At 66.6% G+C, this 24,566-nt stretch carries 18 protein-coding genes and 2 pseudogenes; 10 read left to right on the top strand and 10 right to left on the bottom strand.

Features of this window, described 5'->3' with window-relative positions; genetic code table 11:
• Positions 1–564: 564 nt before the first annotated feature.
• The 5 genes and pseudogenes from CF165_RS46675 to CF165_RS53960 form a co-directional block, all read right to left on the bottom strand.
• Positions 565–1,206 carry a HEPN domain-containing protein gene (locus CF165_RS46675; protein WP_143268868.1) on the bottom strand — a complete coding sequence of 214 codons (642 nt, stop codon included), beginning with the start codon at positions 1,204–1,206 and terminating at the stop codon, positions 565–567.
• 259 nt (positions 1,207–1,465) lie between these two features.
• On the bottom strand, positions 1,466–4,660 hold the full coding sequence (locus tag CF165_RS46670; protein WP_093954038.1) for an NACHT domain-containing protein: 3,195 nt from the start codon (positions 4,658–4,660) through the stop codon (positions 1,466–1,468).
• 498 nt (positions 4,661–5,158) lie between these two features.
• Positions 5,159–5,299 (bottom strand): hypothetical protein, encoded by a 141-nt coding sequence (locus CF165_RS51555; protein WP_158226947.1) that lies wholly within the window; start codon positions 5,297–5,299, stop codon positions 5,159–5,161.
• A gap of 368 nt (positions 5,300–5,667) precedes the next feature.
• The gene (locus CF165_RS46660) at positions 5,668–7,812 is read right to left on the bottom strand and encodes an ATP-binding protein (RefSeq protein WP_240522152.1); all 2,145 of its coding nucleotides are present in this window, start codon (positions 7,810–7,812) and stop codon (positions 5,668–5,670) included.
• Between the two features lie 12 nt (positions 7,813–7,824).
• Positions 7,825–8,016, bottom strand: a pseudogene (locus CF165_RS53960) (helix-turn-helix transcriptional regulator); the annotation flags it as partial.
• A 154-nt stretch (positions 8,017–8,170) separates the two neighbouring features.
• Between CF165_RS53960 and CF165_RS50845 the strand changes: the two are divergent.
• A complete protein-coding gene (locus CF165_RS50845) occupies positions 8,171–8,545 on the top strand; it encodes a peptidase inhibitor family I36 protein (RefSeq protein ID WP_158226945.1) in 375 nt (124 codons plus the stop codon).
• Here the strand turns inward: CF165_RS50845 and CF165_RS53955 are convergent.
• From CF165_RS53955 to CF165_RS46650, 3 genes are all read right to left on the bottom strand, one after another.
• On the bottom strand, positions 8,542–8,706 hold the full coding sequence (locus CF165_RS53955; RefSeq protein ID WP_369126876.1) for a hypothetical protein: 165 nt from the start codon (positions 8,704–8,706) through the stop codon (positions 8,542–8,544). The genes CF165_RS50845 and CF165_RS53955 overlap by 4 nt on opposite strands.
• A 4-nt stretch (positions 8,707–8,710) precedes the next feature.
• Positions 8,711–9,211, bottom strand: a complete 501-nt coding sequence (locus tag CF165_RS46655) for a terminase TerL endonuclease subunit (RefSeq protein ID WP_093954035.1) — start codon at positions 9,209–9,211, stop codon at positions 8,711–8,713.
• Positions 9,212–9,313: 102 nt separating this feature from the next.
• A complete protein-coding gene (locus tag CF165_RS46650; RefSeq protein WP_158226944.1) occupies positions 9,314–11,917 on the bottom strand; it encodes an ATP-binding protein in 2,604 nt (867 codons plus the stop codon).
• A 702-nt stretch (positions 11,918–12,619) separates the two neighbouring features.
• Between CF165_RS46650 and CF165_RS46645 the strand changes: the two genes are divergently transcribed.
• The 5 genes from CF165_RS46645 (at position 12,620) to CF165_RS46625 (ending at position 18,860) form a co-directional block, all read left to right on the top strand.
• The gene (locus CF165_RS46645; RefSeq protein WP_093954033.1) at positions 12,620–13,327 is read left to right on the top strand and encodes a DUF5317 family protein; all 708 of its coding nucleotides are present in this window, start codon (positions 12,620–12,622) and stop codon (positions 13,325–13,327) included.
• Between the two features lie 14 nt (positions 13,328–13,341).
• A complete protein-coding gene (locus tag CF165_RS46640; protein WP_093954032.1) occupies positions 13,342–14,391 on the top strand; it encodes a type III polyketide synthase in 1,050 nt (349 codons plus the stop codon).
• 210 nt (positions 14,392–14,601) lie between these two features.
• On the top strand, positions 14,602–15,165 hold the full coding sequence (locus CF165_RS46635) for a hypothetical protein (protein ID WP_143268864.1): 564 nt from the start codon (positions 14,602–14,604) through the stop codon (positions 15,163–15,165).
• 507 nt (positions 15,166–15,672) lie between these two features.
• Positions 15,673–16,764 (top strand): hypothetical protein, encoded by a 1,092-nt coding sequence (locus tag CF165_RS52300; RefSeq protein WP_205661196.1) that lies wholly within the window; start codon positions 15,673–15,675, stop codon positions 16,762–16,764.
• A complete protein-coding gene (locus CF165_RS46625) occupies positions 16,698–18,860 on the top strand; it encodes a hypothetical protein (RefSeq protein ID WP_093954030.1) in 2,163 nt (720 codons plus the stop codon). The genes CF165_RS52300 and CF165_RS46625 overlap by 67 nt, the downstream gene beginning before the upstream one ends.
• Positions 18,861–19,216: 356 nt before the next feature.
• On the opposite strand, the gene CF165_RS46620 is transcribed toward CF165_RS46625, so the two are convergent.
• The gene (locus CF165_RS46620) at positions 19,217–19,663 is read right to left on the bottom strand and encodes a type II toxin-antitoxin system PemK/MazF family toxin (RefSeq protein WP_240522151.1); all 447 of its coding nucleotides are present in this window, start codon (positions 19,661–19,663) and stop codon (positions 19,217–19,219) included.
• A gap of 94 nt (positions 19,664–19,757) precedes the next feature.
• On the opposite strand from CF165_RS46620, the pseudogene CF165_RS46615 reads away from it, so the two are divergent.
• Positions 19,758–21,016, top strand: a pseudogene (locus tag CF165_RS46615) (IS701 family transposase).
• Between the two features lie 652 nt (positions 21,017–21,668).
• Complete coding sequence (locus CF165_RS50835; protein ID WP_143268863.1) at positions 21,669–23,342, top strand: helix-turn-helix domain-containing protein; 1,674 nt, start codon at positions 21,669–21,671, stop codon at positions 23,340–23,342.
• Positions 23,343–23,406: 64 nt separating this feature from the next.
• Here the strand turns inward: CF165_RS50835 and CF165_RS46610 are convergent, their stop codons facing one another.
• Positions 23,407–23,655 (bottom strand): hypothetical protein, encoded by a 249-nt coding sequence (locus CF165_RS46610; RefSeq protein ID WP_093954028.1) that lies wholly within the window; start codon positions 23,653–23,655, stop codon positions 23,407–23,409.
• A gap of 63 nt (positions 23,656–23,718) precedes the next feature.
• On the opposite strand from CF165_RS46610, the gene CF165_RS51550 reads away from it, so the two are divergent.
• Together CF165_RS51550 and CF165_RS51545 are read left to right on the top strand one after the other, a co-directional pair.
• Positions 23,719–23,862 (top strand): hypothetical protein, encoded by a 144-nt coding sequence (locus tag CF165_RS51550; RefSeq protein ID WP_158226943.1) that lies wholly within the window; start codon positions 23,719–23,721, stop codon positions 23,860–23,862.
• Between the two features lie 144 nt (positions 23,863–24,006).
• Complete coding sequence (locus CF165_RS51545; protein ID WP_158226942.1) at positions 24,007–24,180, top strand: hypothetical protein; 174 nt, start codon at positions 24,007–24,009, stop codon at positions 24,178–24,180.
• Positions 24,181–24,566: the final 386 nt, after the last annotated feature.

The following is a 24,566-nucleotide window of genomic DNA, read 5'->3' as shown; positions in this document are numbered from 1 at the left end:
CGGTCGACGCCCACTGATCATGCCTGCGGTCAAACTCGACGTCCGAACCACCTGACGAGCGGGATCCGGAACAGAAGGTAGATCAGCAGCCGCGCGGCATGGCTACTCGATCGAGTGGCGTATGTCGCGTGATTGCCGCCTTCAGCGCGACGATGTCGACCATGAACACGGCTACGCCCCGCGAAGTCGGGGTCCAGCGAGTTCCCGCTACCGCCGGTTTCTGCTGGATGTGCGGACGCCGGGCGGTATCCGGGGAGCGCTTGCCCGGTCGGCGGCACCGGGTGCGGCTGCTGTGCCGGCAGCACGACCAGGCGGTGTTCGGCCCGCCCGGGGAGGCGCCGACGTCCTGAACGCCTGACTCGTCGGGCCCGACGAGATCGGCGCATGTCCGAGCCGCCGTGATTCCCGGCTGACGCCAACGCTGCGTTTGACCGAGTGGCACGGACTCATGCGAGGCGAACGTTTGGTCAGCGAGACCAGCGCACGTCCGCGCATCGACGTCGATGTCAACGCCGGTCGCCCGCCCGCAATCACCGCCCGGGCGCCGCTACCTGGCCCCGACCGTCATAGGATAGATCGGTCGCCGCGGTCGATCGCAACTGCGAGTCGCTCGGCTGCAACGCCAAAGGATTCGAGGACGAACGCAACCGCAACGGTATGTCCGAGGCGAGTCAACGCGGCCAACTGTGCGTTGTCCTGGCGCGTGTTGTTCCCATGTGCGAGGTTGTTGCGGGCCTTGCCCATCACCTGCCAGATGTCCTCTGGCTGATCCACAATCCCCTGCAACAGTGGTGGAATCGGATCTACGGCGGAGTTCACCCGCGCTCGCACGGGCTCCGGCAAGGCACCAGCGAGAAATCGAAGCCGCTCCTTCAGGTCGTATGCGCCGAGATAGGCTCCTTCTGCGTGGAGCCACTGGTAGTCCTCCTCCGAAACACCAGTGGCCTCTCTCAACCGTCTGAACACGCCCTTCTTCTGTTTCCTGAACTCGGTCGGGCTCGTCGCTCCGATGCCGTACTTCTTGCTGTGGAAGCCTTCCAAGGCTGCGATAAGCGCGATGAAGCGCGAGGTCACCGGCAGCGCTGTAGTGCTGATCGAGACGAAGTAGTCGACGAAGGTCGGGTGCTCCGTTTTAAGCGCCTCCCAACCGGCCAGTAGCCTCGGCAACGGTGCACCATCGGGGCCGCAATGGACCAGCGGGGTCACCGTCGACGTCCTCGAGCACGTCATCGACCGCAGACCCACGGCAGCGCCAGCGCATTCGCTGGGGTGGTGTCGCCCGATGACCAGCCCGCCGGTCCGGCAAAACCCACCCGGTACCCGAGCACCCCTAGGGTCACAACCTGCTGCTCTCACTCGACGGCGGGCCTCGGGAAGCCGTGCAGCAGCACGGGCCGCCCGCCTACGGTCCCGGCGGCGATGGCGTCGAAGGAACCGGCCTCGGTGTGAATGCTGATGTGGTCGATCACGGGCCCGAATCTACTTCCCAGCGAGGAACTCGCGGTACCCGGTCAACCCACCTGATCACGCTCCGCGGGTCTAGTAGTTCGACGCCGACCGGCTCGACCAGCTTGCTCACCTGGATCCGAAGTCCAGACTGCCCGGCGAGCGGCCGCAGATCGAGCCTTCCCGCCCCGGTCACGATCAGCGTTTGGAGCTGATCGAGGCCGGCGACGGGGGTAAGATCAGGTGTTCCCCGCACATCGCGCAGTCGCAGGCTTCGTAGGTGCCGCAGTCCGGACAGCAGCGACAGGTCGGGCAGGTCGGTGGCGGTGAGATCGAGCAGTCTCAGTTCGGTCAACTCTGCGATCGGTGCCGGGTCCACGGCCGGGCAGCTGATGAGGCGCAAATGGTGCAACCTGGTGGCCCAGCGGCCGAGCAGCGTCACGTCGTCGAGTGCGTTGCAACGTAGGAACGTCAGGGCGGCCGGTTCTGCAAGAAACGCGAGCGGCTCCAGGTCGGTGAGCCGGTCGACCTGGTTCAGCGACAAGAACTGCAGGCCGGTCAGCGGAACGAGGTCGGCCAGCTCGGCGGGATCGTGGATCCAGCTCAGCTGCAGGTGTCGCAAGCGGGGCAGCCCGGCCAATGCCAACCAGCCGTGGCTGGCAACTCGGGCTTCGATCGAGGTCAACTCGCTCACGTCGGCGAGCGGGGTGAGGTCGACCGACTCCCGCTCCGGTGGTCCCCCCAGTGCGATCCGGCTCAGTCGGGTGCCCGCCAGGGACGGCAGGTCGCACCCGGCAAGGTCCGAGATGCTGAGCGATTCCAGCCGGTGCAGGCCGCGCACGAAATCCAAGCGTCCGTAACCATTCTCAAACCGGCAGTGCAGCTTCCGAAGGCCGCGCAAGTGTTCCAGACCTGCCAGCATCGCGGGGTCGTTCACGATAGGAAGACCACCATCGAACAGCGGCGAATCGGTGAGCACCCGTTTCGAGTACTCCGCGGGATCGAACACCGCCCGGGCCGCGATCAGCTCCCGGATCGCGGCAGGGTTCTTGCTGGTGCCATACCGGGCCATTAAGTCGAGGGATCCCGGGCCGCCGATCAGCGTGGCAGCACGCAGCAGGAACGGCACTTGGGCCGGCTCTGGATCACAGTCGGCGAGCAGGTCCAGTACGAATTCGCCCGCCGCTGCCAGTGCTTCCGCCTCTTCAGTGGTGGCAGGTGGGATCAGGTCGCTCGCACGATCTTCGATGTTGTTTCGCAGCCGCTCACTCAGCACCGGTGACGTCTCCAGGCAAGCCAGCGCCACCAGGTCGAGCTTAAGCCGCTCCTGCTCATCCGCGTCCCGCTTGAGAATCCCGTCCAGCAGGCGTTCGCTCTGCGCGGGATGGGCGTGCCCCGCTGCCATGACCACCACGTCGCGCCAGTCGTCTCGATGCGCATTCCCTATCAGCGCGCCAATGTCATCCTCTTCGACTGCGGCTTTCGCCGCGAGGTAGTCGCCGAACGTTCGGTGGACGAAGTCGATTCGGCCGGGCACCGGTTCCCGGAGCACGCCGCTGCGGATGAGCAAATACCGGAAGACTTGAGATGGTCCAGCATTCCCTTGCCCTATCGAGGGCAGCTTCGCCGCGAGCCTCGCTTCGGCGTCCTCCGCTGGGGCGTCCGCGTAGCCGTTGCGGACCATCCAGTACGCGAGATGGCTCAGCAGTACCCGCTTCTCGGTCAGGGAAAGCACCGCGTCGATTTCAATTCGCCGTTCAACATCGCGGCTGTCCAGCAACATGCGTAGTGCGACGTCGTACAACTCTATACGGTTGTGTGGTAGGCGCCCGTTGCTCGTGTAGTGCAGGGCGCAGAGCAACGCGCACAGCAACGGGGTCTCGGCCAGGCGCCGCAGCGCGGAGCGCGTGCCGATGGCCGCGATGAGTTCGTCGCGACGATCTGCGACGGCGTCGTCGCTCGGCATCGCCGCGTGCCAGCGTGTGACGAATGTCCGGACGTCGCGCGGGGTCATCGGCTGCAGCGCAACCTCGGTGAAGGCCTGCTCGGCCAGCCAGTCGGGTTCTACCGCGGTCGGCCGGGTCGTGACGACGTACAGGGCCCGCGGAAACGCGCCGATCAGCTCGTCCAGCCAAGCCTGAACCTCCGATCGGCGTTCGACAGGCAGTTCGTCGATTCCGTCGACCAGGACGACGGCCTGGCCGCTGCGCAGGCGCTTCTGCACCCAGCCGGCCGGCATCTCATCGGCGATGTGCCGGCCAACCTCGTCAAGAAAGCGTTCTGGCGTAGGCAGTTGGGAGCGGGTGAATCTCCGGAGCCGCAGCAGAAACGGCTCCACATCCGCCCAGCCGTTGACGTTCTGCAATTGCCTACTCGCGCACCGCACGGCCAGCCAGTGCAGCACGGTCGTCTTGCCCGAGCCGGCTTCACCACGCAGCAGGATCCGGGAGGTGAGCGGTAGCACGTGTTCGATCCGGTCGACGGGCACTCCGTCGTGGTCTGCGCTCACGCTCAGGCTGAGGTATGCGACCGACAACCGGTACATGCGGGTGGGGCCGGTGAGGTCCGCGCCGAACAGCTCCATCCGGTCCAGTGCCGACACGACCTGCCTGCGAAAGTCCGCAGCGAAGTCGTCTGGGTGACGCCGCTCCGGCATGGCCTCCAAGACGTTCCGGACCGTCTCAAGGATCTCCGTCTCCCGCCGCAGGATCTGGATCAGCGCGCCGGGTTGGAACCACGGCAGGGTGCTGGTCACCTGAACGAGGTACGCGCAGCATTCCCGCAAGATCCGTCGGTACAGCTCGGTCGCGTCGGTCGAGAGCAGGAACTCGCGTGCGACGCCGGGGACCGTACGGAGCAGGTAGCGGTAGAGGAACCCTGCGTCGAGGTCGGCGGCGAACAGGTCGTCATCGGTCAGAGCGGCGCGGTCGAACATCTCACGCGCCGCGTCCACTGCGGCAGCGCGGTCGTTGTCCGGCAACGCCCGGAACTCGACGTCGACGAACGGCAGGAGCCGGTCGGCGACGCGGTCCTCGATGTTGGTGAACAGCAGCCGAAGCTTGCGGCGGTCATTGAGGCCAGAGACCTGCTTCTCCAGCAGGTCGAACACCTTGGCCGAGGCGTCGGCAGCGACCACGCGGTCGCCGAGCCAGATCTTCGCGGCGGCCTTCATCACCGCGGTGGTCAGCGCGATGGCCGAAGCTTCGAGGCTCACCGCTCCCAACTTAGCCGAGCCCAGCGACAGCTGGAGCCAGCCACGCCCACCCCTGTCAGGCCGTCGACGGACCGCAGCGGCGGCGACGCCCTCGAGCCGCGATCAGGGTCGTCACGTAGGACCCCACGATGTTGTGAATGATGCGACTCCGACCGCCCTGCCGGTGCAGTGCACGTATTCGTTTCTGCGATATTCGTCAGGGTCACGCAGGCTGCGCCTCGGCTTCGTGGCTGGCAAGCCTCCCGCAATCGGCGATGAACGTCGCGGGCCCCCTGCTGTCGCCATCGCAAGGCGCCCCGTACCGCTGAGGCAGCATGTGCCCGGACGACGCCGAGCGCTGGGCACCGGCTCAGCGTGCCGCCGACTCCGATGGCGGCGCTGTTCAGGCGGGTCTCCTGGCTGCCGGTCGACAGGTAGGCGAGCCTCCTTGTTGTGCCGCTGGCGCGGTCCGTGGCGCGCATCGGTGCCACAGGGCCCTGTGCTCTGGTCGGCTCCTGCCTACGGGAGCAGACCAGCTTGGTGCAGGTGCAGTGCCAGCGCGACGACCCCGCCGGAGCCCAGCCCTGCGCCGAGTACCAGGCGCAGCACGCGATACGCCGTGTTGCGGCGGCCCTTGTGCTCGACGAACAACGCGACCACCGTGGCCAGCGTCCCGGCTATTAGGACGAATATCGCGAAGCTGGAGAGGATGATCGTTACAACGACCACCGGCGCTCGGCCCCTTCCGGTCTAGCTGGCCGGGCCGAGAACGCAAGAGGTTCCAGGCTGACCAGCTGCTTCCTGCAACTGGTAGTGCCAGAACCTCGACCAGCGCTGCCGGGGGTCTCGACTCTCCGTGACATATCGATCGCAGAATGAACTGCAGACCATGCGCTGCCGGAGTGAGACTACTCTTGCGGCTGGCAACCCGGAAGCCTTTGTAAAGGCCTGCTGCCGGCAGCAACGCCGCGCAGCGGACTGGCGGAGAGACAGTATTCGAGGCTGCGGTATTCGTTTGTACTTGGTGGTCAACAACGCCAGTAGCTGCGATCGTGGGAGTGCCCGCTGGCCGGGAGTGACGTCGGCGGCGTGGCAGCGGATGGCACTGGGGGCGGAGGAGCCGGCTCACCGGTGAAGTGGTGCAGTGTGTCGAGCTGCTGTTGCACGCGCTGGACGTCCAGGTCGCGGTGTTGGCCTTGGTAGAGCTGGAGTGCTTGCTGCCATGCGGCGCGGGCGTGGTCGTACTGGCCGAGGGCAATGTGCGAGTGGCCAAGGTCGGCGAGGGTGTCGGCGCCCGCCGTGGTGTTGCCGAGGGTGCCGTAGAGACGAAGGGCTTCTTCGTAGTAGTGGACGGCCTGGTTGTGGTGACTGGCGTGGTGGGCGGCCCGGCCGAGGGTGTGGAGGGTGTCAGCCTCGCCGGCGGGGTCGTGGTGGCGGCGGCACAGGACGAGTGCGGTTCGGCAGTGTTGCCGGGCGGTGTCGTAGTCGCCCAGGTGGACGGCCGACGAGCCGATTGCGGTGAGCGCATGGGCCTCCAGCAACGGAAAGCCGAGCCGGTGGTAGAGATCCAGTGCCCGTTGCGCGTGCTCCAAGGCGCGCCGATGGTCCGCGCGCCGCTCCCAGGCCGCCGCGAACGCGTGGTGGATGTGGGCTTGCTCGGTGGGGTCTTCGGTCAGGTCGAGGGCGCGGCGCAGCTGGGAAATTGCATCTTCGTGCTGTCCCAGCCGGGAATAGGCGCGGCCGAGGCGGCGGTGGGCGAGTGCGCGGGCGGCGGGGTCGGGCAGGTGAGCGGTGGCGGCCACCGCCGTCTGCCACGCCGTGCGGACTTCGTCGCGGTATCCCCGCCGGACCAAGAATGTGTAGAGCGTCCAGGCCAGTTGCCAGACGACGCGGTACCGGTGTTGGCTCTCGGCAGTGTGTTGGGCGGCCAGCACGTGGGCGTGCTCGGCGGTCAGCCAGGCCAGCGCGGCCGCGGCGTCGGACAGCGGGTGGGGGCGGGTGCCGGGCGCGGGCGGGTCGAGTTGGAGCCGGCGGTGGGGGTTGAGCAGGCGGTCGGCGGTGTTGGCTGTGTGCAGGTAGAAGTCCACCACCCGCTCCAGGGCCGTCTGCCGCGCCGGCTCGGCCAGGTCGTGCGCCACGGTGATGGCATAGGCGCGGACCAGGTCGTGCATGGCGCACCGCCCGTGCCTGTCGCGGGTGAGCAGGGAGGCTTCCTCGAGGGCGCGCACGACTTTGCGTGCGCGTGCCGTCGGCAGCGCGGTGAGCGACGCTGCTGCCGGAAGGCCGATGTCCGGGCCGGGGGCGATCCCGAGCAGGGCGAACACGGTGCGTTGTTCGGTCGTCAGGTGGCGCAGGGACCAGGACAGCACGGTAGGTAGCCCGGCGGCCGGGTCGTGGTCGAGCAGATCGAGGCCCATCTCGCGGAGGTCGGTGACGAGAGCGGCCAGAGGCAGCTGCGGCCGGATGGCGGCGTGGCCGGCGAGTACGCCCAGCGCCAGCGGGAACCCGCCGCAGAACTCGATCATCTCCTCGACCGCGGCCGGTTCTGCCGTGATCCGCGCCGTGCCCAGCCGGCGCGCGAGCAACGCGCGGGCTTCGGGGTCTGGCAGCGTGCCCACGAGCACGAGGTGGGCGTCGTGCCCGGCGACCAGCCCGACCAGCCGGGCGCGGCTGGTGACCAGCACGGTGCAGGTATCGCCGCCGGGCAGCAGCGGGACGACCTGACCGGTGCCGGTGGCGTTGTCAAGCACGATTAGCAGCCGCTTCCCGGCGACCAGGCTGCGGAACAGCGCGGTGCGGGCGTGCGGGTCGGCAGGGACCCGGTTCGGTTCGACGCCCAGGGAGTCGAGGAAGCCCCGCACGGCCACGTCCGGATCCATCGGCCGCTCGTCCGGGCTGAAGCCACGCAGGTCCACGAACAGCTGACCATCGAGAAATCGGTCGCGGTGGCGGTGGGCCCAATTCAGCGCCAGCCAGGTCTTGCCGATTCCACCCGGCCCGGCGATGACCGCCGTCCCGGCCGGCACGGCATCAAGCCGGTCCAGCTCGGTGCGGCGGCCGGCGAACGACGCGGGGACGGCGGGCAGTTGCCGGGGCACCACCACCGGCTCGTCCGTCGCGTTCAACGGCGGCCCGGTGACCGCTGGCGTCGCCGGAACCAGCGACGTCAGCAAGTCTTGACGGTCGCCCGCCGAAAGCTCGAGTGCATCCGCCAACTGCACCAAAGAGGCAAGCTGGGGATTACGCCGGCTACCAGTTTCAATCCCTCGAATGGTTCGTACCGACACGCCGGACCGCTCCGCAAGCCCCTCCTGTGTCAACCCGGCCCGCAACCGCAGCCGCCGCACCACCGAGCCGGTCTCGTCCGCCACCCTCATCCCCCTCGAAGGATCCGGGATCTCCCTCCCAGCCGACCGTAGCGCACAACCGGCCACAGGTGGCCGGTCCGTGACCTGGCCTCCCTGAGCGACCCACCAGCATCATGAGGAATCAGAAACGCGACATCCACCAGGGAGGAATGACATGTCGACTATGCGCAAAGTCCTCGTCACCACCGGTTGTGCACTTGCACTGATAGGCGCGAATGTGTCACCGGCATCGGCAACCACTCAAGATTGGGACTGGTGCGACAGTAATCAAATTTGCCTCTATGACGGATTCAGTGGCGCAAATCACATTGTGTCGTACCAGAACAACTACTGCAACGAATTGACCAACTACGGACTGTCGGGCTACGGCGACAGGGTTTCGTCAGCGTGGAACAGGACTGGGCACTCCATATCCTTCTTCAACTGGAATGCCAGATCACAGCACTTCGACCTGGTTGACGGAATGGCCGCCGGTGCACGCCGCGACCTCCTTGATGGCGCGAACAACATCACCGACGCCGTGAAGATGAACTGCTAGACGATTTCAAGGTTTCCATCGTAATATACACTGCGGCGCGGCGGAGTGTAATGGACGGCGCGGTCGAGAGCCATAATCAACGCGACGACGCCGTCGAACTTGTCGCCGGAGTTCCGCTTGCTGGGCTTGACATTTCCTGCAGCGTCCATTTCTACGGCCAGGTTGTCAACCTGCCAGCGAATCGCGGCGTTGCCGCCGTGCCGCAGCCGGGGAGCTTCGGCGGTGCCTTCTGGGGCGAGCCGCTGAAACTCCTTTGGTGGGCGCGGACATTGAGCCGAAGCCCTGGCACATCTTCACCAGCGGAGCGCCGTCGCCAAGCAGGTCGGACACCAGCTGGCTGGGGTTCCACGGGTCGTAGGCGATCTCCCGAACCGCGAACGCCTCGCCGTCGAGGTTGATCTGCGTGCGGATGTTGTGGTCCGCGACGTCGCTGGGTGTGGCGATCAGCACGCCGCGGTCGACCCATACCCGGGCCTGTTCGGCGGCACGCCGGTCGACGGCCTCCAGCGCACCTTCCGGGCACCACAGCCGCCACAGCAGATCGTCGCCGCCTTGCCCATCGGGGAGACACCAGGCCAGCGCACACAGGTCCGAGGTGGACGCGAGGTCAAGTGTCGTCGGCCAGCACGGTCCGATGTCTACCGCCGAGCGCGGGCCTATCGGCAACCTCGTAGACGTTCGAAATCAATGAGGTTTGGCGTTTGCCCATACGCGGCTACCGTGCGAACGACAGAGTCCAGGTGGCCGGGCGGCGCCCGGACCGAGTTCTTACAGAGAGTCGAGAATGTCCAACGCGCGGGCTTCGCCAGGGCGGTGTCCGACTTGGCGGTGGATGGTCAGTGCTTCTTCGGCCAGGACGCGTGCGGTCCCGCCGTCGCCATCGCCGACGTGGATTTCGGCGAGGACAGTGAGCGCCATGCCGGTGCAGGCTCGGTACTGGCATTGCCGCGCCAGTTCCAACGCAGTTTGTGCGTGGCCGAGGGCACGCGCGTGTTCGCCACGGGCGTTCGTAATCGCAGCGAGTTCGATCATTGCGTCCACGTAGGCGCGCCGGTAGCCGGTGCCGTCGGCGATGCGTACTGCTTCGTCGACGTGCTGCGCCGCCTGGTCCGGCTGGTCGAGCAGCAGGTGCGTTCTGGCGAGGACCGTGTGGGCGAGGCTGGTGCCGCGCGTGTCGTTGAACTCCTCGGCCAAGGTGCGGGCTTTGTGCGCGTACTCCAGCGCTTCCGGGTGACGGCCGGTGTCGCGGTAAGCGCCGGCGATGCAGCTGAGCACCGACGCTTCGTTGTAGCGGAAACCCGTTTCGTGGTACATCGCCAAGGCGGTGATGCCGTCGTCGAGAGCCTCGTCGAAACGGCCGAGTTCGGTCAGGGCCAGCGCTCTGATGTGCAGGGCCGCCGCCTCGCACAGCCGGGCCCCGACTTCGCGGTGGAGGACCAAGACCTCGCTGGTGTGCTCGAGGACTTCGCTGAGCCGCCCCCAGTCCAGGTAGGACAGTGCCATGCCGTTGACGCAGACCAGTTCGCAGATGCGGTTGCCGATCTTCCGGTAGAGGTCCCGGCCCCGGGTGAAGTTCTCCAGCGACTCGGCGAGCCGCCCCAGCAGCCAGTAGGTGTGTCCGAACTGCTTGCAGATCTCGGCTTCGGTACCGGGGTCGTCTGCCTGCAGCAGGAGATCGCGGCCGCGCAGGCCGTGCTTGAGGGCCGTGTCGTAGTCGCCGAAGGCGAAGTGGACCCGGTGCAGCACGTGCATCATCGTCGCTTCGGCGGTTCGGTCATCGGCCTTCTGGGCGACCTGCAGGCCGAGTTCGGCCACTTCGAGCCAGTCTGACCGGTGCATGCCGCCGTAGAAGTACGGGGTCAGGACCGCGGCGAGGCGCCACGTCACCTCCGTCGGTCCGTGCTCTGCGGCGTGCCGCATCACGGCGACAAGGTTGGGCCGTTCGACGTCGAGCCACGACTTGGCTCGTCCGAAGCCCGGGAAGCGCAGCGATCGTTCGCCGGAACCGGCCAGGTGCGACAGGACCGGCACACTGGTCGGGTACGCCAGTGTCGTCGCCGTGTCGGCTGTGTGCAGATACATGTCGAACAGCCGCCGCAGGGCGGCGTCACGCTCCCCGAGGTCGTCCTCGGCGTGTGCTCGTTCGGACGCATAGAGCCGAAGGAGGTCGTGCAGCGCATATCGTCCCGGCCGCGGTGACTCGATCAGATGTGCTGCGGCGAGACGGTCCAGAAGCCGTGCCGCGTGATCGGCGGAGGCGTCGATCAGTGCCGCGGCCGCGGCGACTCCGAAGTCGGGCCCAGGCGCGCAACCGAGCCTGCGGAACAGGCGGGCGGTCGGGACGTCGAGTGTGCCGTAGGACAGCCCGAATGACGTCCGGACGGCGGCGTCCCGGTCCTGCCCGATCGCCAGCCGGCTGAGCCGGTCGCCTGCGTCGAGCCGGGCGGCGTAGCTTGTGATGGTCGCGCCGGGATCGCCGGCCAGCTGGGCGGCGGCGATCCGCAGGGCCAGCGGCAGGTACCCGCAGAGCCGGGCGAGCGTGCCGGTGGCCCCGGGTTCCGCCGCGACCCGGTCCGCCCCCAGGATCATGGTCAGCAGGGCCTGCGCTTCACCGGCGGGAAGCACGTCGAGGACCAGGCGATGGGCGTCGTGGAGGGCGGTGAGCCCGAGCAGGTCGGCCCGGCTGGTGACCAGCACGGTGCAGGCTGGGCTGCCGGGCAGCAGCGGCCGGACCTGCTCGGCGCTCGCGGCGTTGTCCAGCACAACGAGCGCTCGGCGGCCCGCAAGCAGCGACCGGTACATCGCCGTCTGTTCGGCCTCGGTGACCGGGATCGCGGCTTGGGCCACGCCCAACGCGCGCAGGAACATGGGCAGCACGTCGGCGGGCGTCATCGGCGGATCCGCGGCGTGACCGCGGAGGTTGACGTAGAGCTGGGCATCCGGGTGCCGGGCGGAGACCCGGTGCGCCCAATGCAGGGCGAGCGCGGTCTTGCCGACCCCGCCGACGCCCGCGATGGCGGAGATCACTACGGCAGGCCGTTGCCGGTGGTTTAGCAAGGCGTCCAGCCTGCTGAGGTATTCCTCGCGCCCGGCGAAGTTGACCACGTCGGCGGGCAGCTGCCGCGGCACGGGCGGCGGATCCACATCTGTCCGCTGTGGATGGTCGGCGCCATCGCCCATGGCCGCGGTCAGCAGTTTCTCGCGTTCGTCGGCGGAAAGGTTCATCGCGTCGGCGAGTCTTTGCAGCGACGAAAGCTGGGGATTGCGTCGTGAGCCGGTCTCCAGCCCGCGAATCGTGCTCACGGAGACCCCGGAACGCGCCGCGAGCGCCTCCTGGGTCAGCCCCGCCCGCAACCGCAGTCGTCGTGCCACCCCGTTTTGCCTGGCCATCACGCCGGTCTCCCCCCGGTTATGACTCCCCGCAGCCCCATGGTAGCGCGCGACCGGTCACACATGGCTGGTCCGTGACCTGGTCTCGGTCCCGGCCCGGCCGCAAGCTGGACACCACTTGACCGGCCGCGGCCGACCCTGGAGGAAGATGTGCGACGAATTCACGTGATCGTCGGCCTTTTCGCGCTTGCCGCGGCATGGCTGACCATCGGAGGAACCGCAACCGCGAGCCCGGCACACGCCGAGCGCATCACGGTCGCCGAGGCCGCGGCCCCGCAGTGCGTGGGGAGCTGCCCGGAGAAGGGAACCCCTGACTGTTCGGGATACTGCCCGGATCAGCAGTTGGTGTGCGCGCCCCCATCCTGCGGGAACAACACACTGGAACTAGCCCCGCAGCGCTCGGGGAACTGCCCGCAGAAGCAGGCCCCTGACTGTTCGGGATTCTGCCCCGACCGGCAGCCGATATGCATGCCCCCAGGATGCTGGAACAATGGGTCGGACCTGGCCCCGCAGTGCGTGGGGAACTGCCCGCAGCATGCGCGTGTCGACGTTGTCGACTGCGCCGGCGCCTGCTGCGAAGCACCGCGCCCCACCAGGGCGGTGAGCTCGCATCCGCGGCAAGTGGCGTGCAACCAGCAGTACGTGCCCGGCCGGCTACGCGCCGGCTGAGCCGAAGAGTCAGTCGTGCTCGCGTTCCTCGCTTTGGCCGTGGCACCGATTCCGGCCGGCATTGCTGCCGGTCAGTTGACCGGCGGCCGTCTTTCGGTGCTGGCGGAACAATTCCGTCACTTGTGGTTGCTGTGGTCGGCGGTGTCGATCCAGTTCCTGCAGACCGCGTCCCCGGACATCCGGCACGCCGTCGAGGCGGCGCTGCACGTCCCGATGGTCCTGGTTGTCTCGGCAGTCGGCGTGTGGTGGCTGGTGCTCAACTTGGTCCGGTGGGCGCGGGGTATGCGCCTGGCCGGTTTGCTCGTGCTCGCCGGCGGTCTCGCGAACGCCGTTGCCATGGGTGTGAACGGTCGCATGCCCTACTCAGCTGCGGCCGCGAAGATGATCGGGCTCGCGCCGGGTGCCGCGACACCGAAGAACCAACCGGCGACCGGGGACAGCCGCGTGATGTTCCTGGCCGACGTCATTCCGCTGTCCTGGCTGCACAAGATCGTCAGTATCGGTGACGTGGTCATCTTGACGGGCACGTTCCTGCTTGTTCTCACGGCGATGCGAGTGAAGGAGGTGAACCATGCGACGGATCCGGGCACGCTTGCTCCTGGCGGCGTACGCGACCTTGACCCTGGCAACGCTCCTGTACACGATCGGTGCACCCTGGGAAGCCAGCTGAATCGTGCGGAGTCTGTCGACTGTGGACAGAAGCAGGACCACGACGTTCACTGAAGGAGAACACTGCGATGCCGACCATCGCCCGCCCGCACATCATCCTGCCCGAGGACCGAGTCGCTCTCGAGGACGTGCTCATCGAGACCGAGGTCAGATACCCGGACCATCCACGCCTCGGCGCCGTACTCCGCGCCATGAGGGCGACCGATGTACGGACCCGTGGCCTCGCCATTCCACGCGGCACCCTCGACGACCCGCACCTCCTGCCCGGCGAGCGCGCCCGCCGGCATTTCGAGGCGGCCTGCGATCTTGCCGGCCAGGCGGCGCGTGACGCGCTCGACGAGGTGGGCATTTCCCCGGCCGAAGTCGACGGCCTGGTCTGCGCCAGCACGACCGGCTACATCATGCCGGGGCTCGACGTCGCGCTGATCAACCAGCTCGGCCTCGCACCCGGCGTCATCCGGGTGCCGGCGACCCAGCTCGGGTGCAGCGGTGGCTCCTGGGGGCTGGCACGCGCGGCCGATCTCTGTGCCAGGCCGGAGGTCGGCAACGTCCTCGTGGTCGCGGCCGACCTGTTCCCGGCCTATGTGCACCCGTCAGACCTCGCCATGGACGCGATGATCTCCCGCGCCCTCTTCGGCGACGCGGCGGGCGCCTGCGTCGTGCGTGACACGCGGTCCGAACCGGGTCCGAGCATCGAAGAGACCTGGGACTACACCGTTCCCGGCACCTCGGACATCGTCGGCTACCGTTTCCAGGACGACGGTTTCCACGGCCACAACTCGCCCCGCCTCTTCGATGCCGTCGGTGACGCCGTCCAGCAGCTCCTGCCCTGGCTCGGAAAACTTCCCGGCATCGGCGAGACCGGGGTCGACTTCGTCGTCGTCCACCCGGGCGGTCCCCGCATCATGGACCGGCTCGTCGAGGAGCTCGGCTGTGATCCGGCGCTGCTCGGCCCCTCCCGGCAAAGCCTGCGAGAAGTGGGCAATACCGGTGCCGTCTCGATACTGGACGTCCTCGCGAGGACGTATGCCACGCCACCGCCCCCGGGGGCACACGGCCTGGCCATCGGCATGGGTCCCGGAATAACCGTCACCGCCGCGCATCTCATCTGGAGGTAAGTGAACGGACGCCGACCCCGAGGGCACAGACCCCAAGGCCGTCGCACCACCGAGCCGGTCTCGTCCCCCACCCAATCCCCTCGAAAGACCCGAGATCTTAGACAAGGGCAATGGTCGCAAACTGGGAACGAGTTAATTCCCGAGCCCTCGTCGCCAACGGCCGTGTCGACAGCACGGTTCGACGCCCGCTGCCACAAAGGAGAGTTCGAGATGCGAAAATTGGTGAGGTTACTGCTGGTCGCCGCGACGATCGCACTTGCCGTCACCCCGTCGGCGACGCCCGCCTCGGGTGCGCCCGCGCCTGCTGCGGCAAAGCCGGCAGTTGGCAAAGATACAGGGCTGAAGATCGACTGGGCGTGGATTCACTTTCTGCCGACAGTGCAATCCGACCACCTGACCGCCTACGACACGGACCACCTTTCGACCGTGTGCTACGCGTGGGGAGATGGAAACGAGTACTGGGACGTGGTGTACGACCGCACAGGACTGCGTACGGGCTACACCCCGGAGAGCTACCTGACCGACAACTCGTTCCAGCCCTGCTCCACAGTGGGGCAGACCGCTCACGTCTTCCAGCCGGTTGCCTGGATGCACCTGCACACAGACCCGACCTGGGAATACCAGATCGTGAATCCCGGCGACACGATCGGCGTCATCTGCAGTGTGTATGACAACAACCTGAGGTGGGACCTGGTCGTCAACCACAGCCAACAACAAATGGTGGGTTTCGTGGATAGCAGCGCTGTTGCGGCGAACATCCCGGCGGACTGCTGATTTCAGGGATCAGGGTGACGGCCGAACGGGCCGGACATTTCGGTCGTCGCCGTCCACATGGATGATCAGAGTAAGTCGTCGAGATCACCATGCGGCCGGGGCCGGCGACAGGTCAACCGGCTTTCTCCAGGATGAGCGCGGCCACGAGTTCGCCCTCCTCTTCCCGAGGAAGTCGAGTGGCGACCGCAGGCGAGGGACCCGTTTCGGCGTGCCCGAGTCGAGCAGGTGCAGCAGCGGCGTTGGCCCCGGTGCCCGGGCCGGGAGGGTCGCACAGAATGTGCCCGCTCTATGCCGGTGCAGTGCACGTATTCGATCGTGCGCTATTCGCGTTGACGCTCGCGTGTTCGAACCGTTGTTCCTCGAATGGGTCGCCAACACCTCGGTCGTGCCGCCATCGCTAGGCCGACTGAGTGGTAGCCAGGCGCCACGGCAACGGGTGCAGTGAGACCAGCGATTTCCAGCCGTAGCGCACCCGTAGACTCGTGCGCTCTCGCGGTGGGAGGCGTGATGGCGTGGATTGTGTGCGTGCACGGCATCGGTCAGCAGGTTGCGGGGGAGCAGTCGCTGTTGCGTGACTGGGCCCCAGCTCTGCTGGACGGCCTCACTCGCGCCGGCCATGGCGGCGCGGCCACCGCGGACGATGTGGTGATGGGCTTCTACGGGGACCTGTTCCGGCCAGCCGGGGAGCGACTGGCTGTCGGCGACCCGATGTTCACCGTGGATGACGTCGAGCTTGCCTGCACCCGGCTGACGATCACCGCGCTCACCGAGGCCGGTGAGCAGCGGGTGCGAGTGTGGCGGTGCGCCGAGCCGCTGACCGCCCGCGCCACCGCGGACCGGGTGCGCTGGCAATGCGAGGGCTGGCTCACCGTCCGCGACGGCGATCGTCCCAGCGCCGGGATCGTGCGGTTGACCCTCGATCCCGAGGAGGTCGTCGGCGGGCAGGCGCTGCAGCTGCAGTTCGGCGCGATCGGCCAGGACGCCGACGCCGCCGAGCGCGCCGGCCGGGCGCTGGTGCGGATCCAGGGCCTGCTCGGCCCAGACGCGGTGTACACCCCGCTGCTGGACGGCGGCCGCGGACCGGCCGAGCGCGTCCGGCTCGTCCCCTGGGGCGAACCCCGACGCCCCGTTCTCGAAGACCGCCCGTGGCCGGGACGCCTGCCCGTCCCGTCACCCGCGCTCGTGCCGTCCGGCCCGGTCTCGGCGGCTGTCTTCGACGTGGTGGGCAACGTCGTGCACTGCAACGAACGCAGCGAGCTCAGCTCCCCGCCGGCCACGGTCGCGATCGGCGACGGGCCGCCGCGCCGGGTACTCGGGTGGCAAACCAGCACCACCGTTGTCCGCCGGGAGCGGTACGGGTCCGGGACGCGCAGCCGCGGATGCTGGGGGTGCACGCCGCGATCCAGACCACCCCGCCGCCCGAGTCCACGCAGTCTGAGCCGGGTGATGGCGAGCTACCGCTGTACGTGCCTCGGGACTTCGACGCCGACTTGCGCGCGAAGCTCACTCGGGCACAGCACCAGGGCGGGTTCGTGCTCCTGGTCGGCGACTCGTCGGTCGGGAAGACCCGCGCCCTGTTCGAGGCCGTGGAGGCGGTGATCCCGGACTGGTGGCTGCTGCACCCGCGCGACGCCGAGGCGCTGCGGGCGTTCGCCGCGCAGCCGACCGGGCGGACGGTGGTCTGGCTGGACGAGCTGCAGGACTACCTCGACCATCCCGCGGGTGTGTCGTCGGGACAGGTCCGCGAGCTGATCGCGGCCGGGGTGGTGCTGGTCGCGACGTGCTGGCCGGGCGAGCACAGCAAGCGCGTGGCGCTTCCCGAAGACGGTCGGCCGGACCCGTATGCCAACGACCGGCGCTTGCTTGACCTGGCCGACGTCCTGCACGTCCCCTCGGCGTTCAGCCCGTTCGAGCGGCGCCGCGCCGAGGACCTCGCCGGCACCGATCACCGGATCCGGGTCGCGCTCGACACCCCCGACGCCGGCTTCACACAGGTGATGGCCGCAGGCCCGGACCTGATCCGCCACTGGACAGAAGCACCTGCTTACGCTCAGGCGGTCATCATCGCCGCGCTAGACGCCCGTCGCGTCGGCACACATGCGCCCCTCACCCGCGACTATCTCGCCGACGCCGCTCCTAGCTACCTGAACGAGCGGCAGAAGGCCACCGCGCCCTCGGCCTGGCTCGACGACGCGCTCAACTACGCCACCCAGCTCCTGCACGGCGCTACTGCTGCCCTCACCCCGGTATCGGCCGGCATGGGCACCATCGACGCTTACCAGGTAGCCGACTACCTGCACCAGCACGCCCTGCAGGCCCGGCGTCGCGAGCCCCTTCCTGACGCCGCCTGGAACGTCCTCATCCGCCACCACCACCCCGACGATACCGGCCGTCTCGCTGACAGCGCCGAACGTCGCGGCCGCGACGACGAAGCCTTCACTCTCTTCCAACAACTCGCCGACCGCGGCGACGAGAACGCCGCCCGCCACCTGGCCCAGCTGCTCGTCGAGAACGGGCAGATCGCGCAGCTGCGTGACCGCTCCACCAGCGATAGGCATGCTGCCAACCAACTGGTTCGGCTGCTGGCCAAGCAGGAACAAGTGGACGAACTGCGCCAACGTGCCGACAATGGCCACGCGCACGCCGCCGTCCGACTAGCTGAGCTGCTGGCCGCACAAGAACAGGTCGACGACGCCATTCAGGTACTCCGCCCCCACGCCGGCAACGGTGTCGCCGCCATCGAACTAGCCGATCTGCTGAGCGAGCGAGAACAGATCGAAGACGCCATCGAGGTACTGCGCGCCCACGCCGACAACGGCGACGAGTATGTCGCCGAACGGCTGGTCGACCTGCTGGTCGCGAACGGGCAGGTCGAACGACTGCGGGTCCGCGCCGATGGCGGCGACGAGTACGCGGCCACTGAGTTGGCTGGTCTGCTGGTCGCGCAAGGACAGGTCGAGGACGCCATCCAAGTACTACGCCCCCACGCCGACAACGGCGACGGCTGGGCGGCCGTCGACTTGGCTGCTCTGCTGGTCAAGCAGGAGCAGGTCGAGGACGCCACCGAGGTACTCCGCCCTCACGCCGACAACGCCGACCCGCTCGCCGCCACGAGGCTGGCTGAGGTACTTGCAGCACACGGACAGGTCGGGCAGCTGCGCCAACGTGCGGACGACGGCGACGAGTACGCCGCCGGTGAATTGGCTCGGCTGATGGCGCTACAGGGACAGGTGGAGCAGCTACGCGAACGCGCCGACGGGGGCGACGAGTACGCGGCCACCGAGTTGGCTGCTCTGCTGGTCATGCGGGACCAGGCCGAGGACGCCATCCAGGTACTCCGCCCCCACGCCGACAACGGCGACAGGGTTGTTGCCGCCCGGTTGGCTGCCCTGCTGGTCAACCAGGGACGGGTCGAGGATGCCATCGAGGTACTGCTCGTCAGCGCGATGAAAGGCGATCAGCTCGCCGTCGCCCGGTTGGCCCAGCTGGCCGCGCGCGGGTCAGTCGAGCACGCCATCGCGATACTGCGCGACCTTGCCGACAACGGTCATAGGCAGGCTGCCCTCGAGCTGACTAACCAGCTGGTCGAGCATGGGAAGATCGACGAACTGGAACGGGAAGTGGCAGCAGGAACGGAAGGCGCGGTTGCCGCCCTACGCCGCGTGCGGCCTGTTGTGGCCACCCACGGCGGTTGACGGCTGAATCCTGAACGTCGCCCTGGCTGATCAGGCTGGCAAGGTCACCAGCGCCGTATTGCTGCCGCCGATCACCCTCCGCTGGCAATCCCCGCTACAAGACTCTGCTCTGCCTACCGCGCCCCACCGGCGCCTGCGTCGATGCTCCTGGCGATGATAGACGCGCCATCGGCGCCGAGCCGCCATCGAATCCGACCTTCTGGACAGAGCCGCTGACCACGGTCGTCGTCACCCTCCTAGTACTCCAGCTGTAGATCGTGATCTTGCGGGTGGGGACTCCGCTGATATGGGCGTGGCCACCGTTGACCATCTGGACGAGATCGGCCGCGCCATCGGTGGCGTCCGTCGTTCTTCGCCTACTCAAGTCCACCGAGGCGAAGGGCATCCTCGATCTCGCCGAGCTTCGCGGACGGCAGGACGCCCGCCTGCCCGATCAGGTCTTCCCTGGTCAGGGTGACCAGCCAAGTGCAAGGGATGAGGCCGGGACGTGGAAGTGCGACCCTGAGGACGCCTTCGAGGGGCAGTCCTTCGGGGGCGCCTACTGTCACCTCAACGGCCACGCCGCTGAGATCAGTGCCCGCGGGAGCGACGACCTGCATCGCCAGGAAACCGGCCGCCTCTTCTCCGGACAGCAGTACGACTGCCCTGCGCTCGTCGAAATCTGCCCACCAGACTTCGCCACGTCGCATATGTCCTCCTGACACGGGGCGGCGCGCCTGCATCGCCCCTTCGGTCGCCGCCTGCTCCAGCCACAGATCGTGAGGTTGGCTGGTCAGGGCTGGTGAGGAGACGGCTGCGGCCACCGCTGATCATCGGTGTGTGAAGACAGAAGATCATGCGGTGGCCGCAGGTAACAGCGTAGTCCCTGCTGGCTGGCGGGATGTGTTCGAGAGCCTGATGGGTCGGATCGCGGGCCGGTTCGCCCGGGTCGAACCCCGTTTTCGGGCAAGGCAGTTGGTACTGGGGCTGCTTGCAGACCTGCCGCGCAAGAACTGCTGGACGATCGCCGAGCACGTCGGGGACGCCGCTCCGGACGGGCTGCAGCACCTGCTGGGGCGAGCGAAGTGGGACGCCGATCTGGTCCGTGACGACCTGCGCGAGTTCGTGCTGGAGCACCTGGCCGACGACGAGGCCGTGCTGGTGGTCGACGAGACCGGTGATCTGAAGAAGGGCACGCACACCGTGGGCGTCCAGCGCCAGTACACCGGCACCGCGGGCAGGATCGAGAACTCCCAGGTCGCCGTCTACCTCACCTACACCTCCCGGCACGGTCACGCGGGCATCGACCGCGCCCTGTACCTTCCGAAGTCCTGGACCGGCGACCGGGACCGCTGCGAGCAGGCCGCCGTTCCGGACGAGGTCGGCTTCGCGACCAAGCCGCAGCTGGCCCAGCAGATGATCGAACGTGTCCTAAACCCGGAGCCCCCGCCGCCTGGGCCGCCGGCGACGAGGTCTACGGCGACAACCCGAAACTGCGCGCCGCGGTGGAGAAGCGCGGGCTCGGCTACGTGCTCGCGGTCTCGTGCACCCACCGTGTCCTCACCGCAGCCGGTCCCCAGCGCGCCGACCACCTGGCCAAACGCGTCCCGCGCCGGGCCTGGCAGAAGCTGTCCGCCGGACGCGGCGCGAAGGGACACCGCTGGTACGACTGGGCGCTGGTCGCCATCACCGCAGGTGATCCGACGGGCCATCAGCACCTGATGATCCGCCGCAACCGCACCACCGGTGAACTGGCCTACTACCGCTGCTACTCGCCCCGACCGGTGCCGCTCTCCACGCTGGTCAAGGTCGCGGGAAGCCGCTGGACCGTGGAGGAGACGTTCCAGAGCTCGAAGGGCCTGGCGGGGCTGGACGAGCACCAAGTGCGCCGCTGGGACTCCTGGCACCGGTGGGTCACGCTGGCCCTGCTCGCGCACGCCTTCCTCGCCGTCACCGCCGCCCTCGAACGCCGCGACCAGGTCCCGACAGACGACGGGACCAGCCCAGGCGGACTTATCCCGCTCACCTGCAACGAGATCCAGCGACTGTTCACCGCCCTGGTCGTCCGGCCCGTCCGCGACACCGCCCACCGACTGCGCTGGTCGACCTGGCGCCGACACCATCAAGCCCGCGCCCGCCACAGCCACTACCGCCGCCAGACCACCCTGCAGCCATGAAGATCACGATCTACGGCTGGAGTACTAGGAAGGACCAGGTAGTTTGATGCCACCAATAGGGCGATCGCGTCAAACTATCTGGCCCTTCATGTCGAGACTCGTCGGCGTGACTGCGTCCAGCCAACCGTCGATCGTTGATCAAATCATGGACCGTTCCTTCCCGCCGCCTGTTGGCAGGCTGACGAGTGACCGCCTAGTAAGACATGCCGGCCAGTGGCGGCCGGTCGACGGTAACGGGTTGCAAATGGGAGCCGTTGCGGAGCGAGTTGTTCACCAACTGCAGAGGCCGACAGCCGCGCAATGAGGACTGCTAGACAAGACGTCGCTGCAGCAGCCACGTAATACGCGAGATTCACAGGCACTCCAGAAGACACCCTCCTCGCTCTTTGTTCACCAGTGAGTGACTAAATAAAAAAGCCCCACCGCCACGGTAGCCATTAGGCAAAGTCGAAGGGTGCTACCCCAACTAGGCAAAGCGGCTTGCACGGTTTCTAGCGCATCTTCGAGAAATTTCGACATCAGACCTCCTTGACTGACAGTTACAGCAGGAGCGAGGATGCTGTGCACGAGAGTTGTCCGGCACCCATCCGCGCGGACAACCTGGACATCCGGGACAACTGCCAGTTGTCCCGCGGACAAAGGAGAGAAGCCCATGACAAGGCGGTCCGGGCGCCCCTGGGGATCACTGAAAGGTGATGATCCGAGCCTGCACGAGCTCGCCCGATACCTTAGAGGAATTGTTGACCAGTCCAGCCTGTCACTCAAAGATATCAGTCAGGTATGCGCAAGTAGCGATACGACGATTTCAAAGTATCTCAATGGCATGCATCTACCCCCTTGGGAATTAGTATATTCGATCATATCCGCCTGCACTCCAGCGCAAAGTAATGTCGAAACACTAAAGAAGCACGCCAGGAAACTCTGGAGTCAGGCATCATCATACAAGTCGCCGACTAAGATTTCGCGCGATCTTTCCATGGGTAACGCAGCAAACGATCAAGTTAGATTGATTAACGCACTTTCTGAAACCAATCATGCCCAGCGTCAACTTGTCACACTCAGCACAGATCTCAACGAGGCACGAAAGGCTCTTCTTGATAGCCTCCAGGCCCACCAAAGAACATCTCAAATGGTTTTCGTATTGCAGTTCGCCTTATTTCGACTTGCCGGACTTATTGGAGTTCTTACGCGCCAGCGCGACTACCACCTTAAAGCGTCGACGACCCAAAAGGCTCAACTGGACGAGTCTGCAATCCGAATTGTCGAAGCTAACAATAAGCGTCGACGCGCCGAAATACAGTTAACTCAGGCCAAGGAAGAGCAGAGACGTGCTGCGGCGATTGCCGCGGCAGCGGAAATCAGAGTTCGAAGACTCGAGGGTCGAATTAGCGAAACTCAAGCCGCTAGTCAGACTGTAGCAACCGACAATCAGATTCCAGACTTCAGTACGCCGACCGTGGACGACTTCCTGCTCGACTCAGAACTCGGACTCGACCGCATGCAGAAACTTCTGGACGAGGAAGACCGACAGTTGCGAAGCCTAGCAACAGCAACACTGGATCACAACTCGACCAAGATTCGAATATTGATAGTCGAAAGCCAGGAAACACTCGCAAACTCCGCCGCACGAGGCTTGCGTGACACTCTCGACTGCACAGTCGATATAGCAGAAGATCCAGCTAATGGAATTGCCCTTATAGCGAACACCGATTACAATATTGTGATTGTCTCCACGTTCTTCAGGAAGCACACCTTTACCTTCGAGCAAGAGCTGACAACTAGGCCTCTATCGCACGATAATCCCCATCTACACCTTAGCGGGCTCGCGCTTCTTGAAGCAGCCTGCTCATCTGAGAGCGACTTAGAATTTGTGATGTGGACATCCGGCGAGATAAATCGTCGCCTAATCCTTCAGTTCGCTCTAGAAGAATATGATGTCCAAGCCTTTTGTTCCAAGGACACGGTTGATCAGCTAGCTCAAGCCGTGAAAGCCGCCTTGGATGGCGAGCCATATGTCGATCAATACCTGACTGATCACATCTTCGACAGGCCAAAAGCCACACTCACCGACAACTTCCTCACTCACTCTTTGCAACGACAAATCTGGCGCGCGCTAGCAATGGGAATCCGCAGCCACAAGGGAATAGCGCGACATGTCGGTATGGCACCCAAAAGTGTTCGCAGACATATTGTGGATATGCATAGGAAGTTAGTGAAGTTCGATCCCAGGTTAACTACTTCCTCCCCAACGGCTGACCTGATTCAGTTTGCGACGGTACATCGAGAGTTCTTCCTCGACTCAACCGTGCGTAGCCTCTATCCATAATCGTGATCGACCACTCCCCGCCGCGCAGATGATCGATGAACGCCTCCCCCTCGGCCGGTGTCCACTACCACGGATACTGGCCGGTGAACTCCTCCATCCGCCGGATCATCCGCAGACGCGGCCGGATCGTCGAAGTCGGGCTGGAGAACGCTGCCGACTGCTTGCGACGCCAGCCCTCCAGTATCGCCGCGAACACTGTCAGCTCAGGATCCAGGTGGACTACGTTGTCGGCCAACACGAGGTGAACCGAGCCGTGCACGTCGGAAGCCGGCCGCGCGGCACCTTCAGCTCGTTCGATGTCGACTTGCTCCATGCCGTCTTCTCGAGGTAACTCGCTCTGTCCTCGTGACCCTCTCTAGGACGAGGATTCCGGCGCATGACGCACGCGACAGACCGGGCGGGTAACCAGGTTGCTTACGAGCGCTACGTCGCCGCGGTGGAGCACGAGCGGCATCGCCGCGCCCGGCGTATCGCAGCACGCGAGATCCGGGCCAGTTTTGCAGCTGTTCATCCCCTGTGATCAGCGCGGGTCATGCGGGCGAGAGAAAGGCGACCTGCCCTATGCGATCGACGAACCGGCCACGCTCCCGGCGCGGGCGGCCCACACTGGACTCTGACCCGCGATTTCACTAGCCAGCCGCGTAGGGTGCTCGGCATAGACGACGTGCAGAGCCTCGAACAGAAGCCGACCCCGGCGCCCGAGCAGGGCCTGGCCGAGGAACTCGCTGACCCCCAGCCTGCGCCAGGGTCGTACTGGGCGACCCACGAGATCGTTCGGCGCACCCCGGAGGAGATTCGCCGCGGCGAAGCGCCCGCCTACGTCCGGCGGATCAGCTGAACCTCTCGGAACGGGCGTGATCGTGTCCGATGAAGGTGAAAGCCTGCCGCTCCCGCTGAGGGCGCCCGGGCCGAGGAGTTGTTCGCACTCGCCCAGCGGAACCTGGCCGACGCCGACGCGGAGGACTCGGGCACGCCGGCCGAGCTGAGCGCCTTGGGGTGGGCGCAAGTCCATCTGCTGAAGGCGATCTACGACGAGCTGCGCCACGGGCCACGATCGCGCGAATACGATCGCGGACGCGCTGAACGAGCACGCGGACGCGATGGACAGCCTCGGCAGCGACATGCGCGGACTGGGCGACGCACTGGACCGCCGCCGCTGATCGCGGCGGCTACTCGCGCAGGCGCGGCGGGCCCGCTGTCGGACTCAAGTTCGTCGGCCAGGCG

Origin of the sequence: Amycolatopsis vastitatis (genome assembly GCF_002234595.1) — a bacterium.
Classification (GTDB): domain Bacteria; phylum Actinomycetota; class Actinomycetes; order Mycobacteriales; family Pseudonocardiaceae; genus Amycolatopsis; species Amycolatopsis vastitatis.
Note: the sequence above shows the minus strand (reverse complement) of the source record. Positions and strands in the feature narration are given on the sequence as shown.

Bases quoted from the DNA above. Each gene is read 5' to 3' on its own strand.
- CF165_RS50845 (WP_158226945.1), top strand. From the start codon at position 8,171: ATGCGCAAAGTCCTCGTCACCACCGGTTGTGCACTTGCACTGATAGGC.
- CF165_RS46640 (WP_093954032.1), top strand. From the start codon at position 13,342: ATGCCGACCATCGCCCGCCCGCACATCATCCTGCCCGAGGACCGAGTC.
- CF165_RS46635 (WP_143268864.1), top strand. From the start codon at position 14,602: ATGCGAAAATTGGTGAGGTTACTGCTGGTCGCCGCGACGATCGCACTT.
- CF165_RS52300 (WP_205661196.1), top strand. From the start codon at position 15,673: ATGGCGTGGATTGTGTGCGTGCACGGCATCGGTCAGCAGGTTGCGGGG.
- CF165_RS50835 (WP_143268863.1), top strand. From the start codon at position 21,669: ATGACAAGGCGGTCCGGGCGCCCCTGGGGATCACTGAAAGGTGATGAT.
- CF165_RS46610 (WP_093954028.1), bottom strand. From the start codon at position 23,655: ATGGAGCAAGTCGACATCGAACGAGCTGAAGGTGCCGCGCGGCCGGCT.
- CF165_RS51550 (WP_158226943.1), top strand. From the start codon at position 23,719: ATGACGCACGCGACAGACCGGGCGGGTAACCAGGTTGCTTACGAGCGC.